General features: G+C 48.6%; 1 protein-coding gene. It reads right to left on the bottom strand.

The window, feature by feature from the left end; translation table 11 throughout:
* A partial coding sequence (locus C900_RS26580) for a condensation domain-containing protein (RefSeq protein WP_040497635.1) occupies nucleotides 1-2226 on the bottom strand: 2226 nt, incomplete at both ends.

Below are 2226 nucleotides of genomic sequence, written 5' to 3'. Positions count from 1 at the left end.
TACCGGTATTTCATCTTTAAACTTGTCAGTCCAGTATTTCCTGTGCTTCTCAATCTCAGGGCTGTCGAGCAAACTGTTCTGCCAATGTGAATAATCCCTGTATTGGATCGTCAGTGGGGGAAGCGGGTTATCATTGCCCGTAGTATAAGCCTGGTATAACTCCAGCACTTCCTGAACAAGTACTTTCATCGACCAGCCATCAGATACTATGTGATGCATCGTTAGCAAAAACAAATATTCCCCCTCTTCCAAATGCAGCAATGTAGCCCTGAACAATGGGCCGGACGAAAGGTCAAACTTCCATTGTGACTCAACAACCAGATGTGTCTCAGCAGCACTCTCTCTTTCTGATGCTCTCCTCAAATCCCTATATTCCATCTCAAAGCCAATACCTTCAAGACTGTGCACCTTCTGACGCGGCTCGCCCGATACTAGTACGATGGTGGTCCGCAGGCTCTCATGACGCTCCACTAGGGTAGAAAACGCTCGCCCCAAAGCTTCTACATCCAATCTGCCTTTCAGCCTGTGGGCGCTGGCTATATTATAAGCCCCAGATGAATCTCCCAACTGGTCCAGTATCCAAAGCCTGCGCTGGGCAGCAGACAACGCATAATCCGGCTGATCCTCAATGGCCTCTATCGCAGGATACTCCTGCCTTGTCTGGCTTCTCAGCTCATCAGCCAACCCTGCTATCGTGGGTTGCCTGAATATTACCCCTATGTCAAGCTGTAACTGAACACGCTGATAAATGGCAGATACCAACCTGGTGGCTTTCAGTGAATGACCGCCAAGATCAAAAAAGTTATCATGGATGCCGATCTTCTTCCTATCAAGAACCTCTTCCCAAAGATCCGCCAGCAAATATTCCATCTCATCTCGCGGTTCAATATAACTCGAGCGAGACTCCCACTGCTCTGCAATCCGTTCCAGAAGTTTGTGACGGTCGATCTTACCACTACTGTTCAGTGGAAACTCCTCCAGTGCTGTAAGCGTAGCCGGTATCATATACGATGGAAGATGTGCCTTCAGATAGCCCCCAAGCATCTCCCCTTCCAGTGGCTCCTCACTGATATAAAAAGCGTGCAGGCTCTTATCTTCCGTAACTTCTTCCTTCACCAATACTACAGCTTCCTTCACCGATCTGTACTGCTCTATCGCACGGGCTATCTCTCCGAGCTCTATCCGGTAACCGCGAAGCTTGATCTGATCATCAATCCGGCCTGTGAACTCCACCGACCCATCCGCCAGATAATACCCCAGATCTCCTGTCCTGTAAAGCCTGGTGTAATATATCCCGTTATCTTTCTGAAGGGTCTTCTCGCCCGTAAAACTCCATATCAGGTATTCCTGTATACCATCACGGCTAGCCACCACAAAGGGAAGCTGACGGACTTTAATGTTGCGCCCGCCCAATTCATACAACTTTTGGATCAACACCAGCTTGTCTTCCCCGACATCTTCTCCACGGCTGATACGCAATCCTTCAGGAGTGTACACTATCTTCTCACTTACTTCACCGTCATCTACAGGTACTACCGGAAGTAGTGTCTGCAGAGCAAAAAGGCCTCCCTCGCAAAGTACTCCAAGTAGGTTCTCCAGCAGATAATAAGGATTCTCAACCCGGTCAAGCAGCAGCGTGGAGATCGAAAAGTCTTGTGTCTCCTTATCGATACCATACTTCTCACAGAACATATCATGAGGAAGATCTACCTCTCCCATGTATACATTATACCCTTCGCTGCGGGCCTTATGCACAAACCACGGACTCAACTCCAGACCACATACCTCCATCCCCAGCGATGACAGTTCCTTCAGCACCTCACTATTACCAAAACCCAACTCGATACCTCGTTTGCCTTTGTAGTCATCAAAGGGAAGCAGCTCCTTTAGTACTGTTGTACTCATACCCGCTGAACAATAGCTGCTGTAGTAGCCTTCATAAAAGTACCGGATGAACCCCTGGCTTTTATGTACATCATTCTCATGACGCAATAAATATGTCCGGGTCTCTGTCTGTATGTCTGCATCCAGGTCCGAACACAGACGCAGCAGGGTCTCCTGGTCATCTGCCCGGTAATCCTGCTCCCCCTTCGAGAGGGTGGACAGCGGAAATCCACCTTCCCTGAACGCACTGATCTGAGCCTCACTCTCCTGATGGTTCAAGAAACCAAGATCTTCATAATGTTCCGATAAAAAGAAATGATTGGGTACAAATCTCTCCTGGGT

Source organism: Fulvivirga imtechensis AK7 (assembly GCF_000331535.1).
Classification (GTDB): Bacteria; Bacteroidota; Bacteroidia; order Cytophagales; family Cyclobacteriaceae; genus Fulvivirga; species Fulvivirga imtechensis.
The sequence above is the reverse complement of the archived record's forward strand: the minus strand, read 5'-3'. Positions and strand labels throughout refer to the sequence as shown.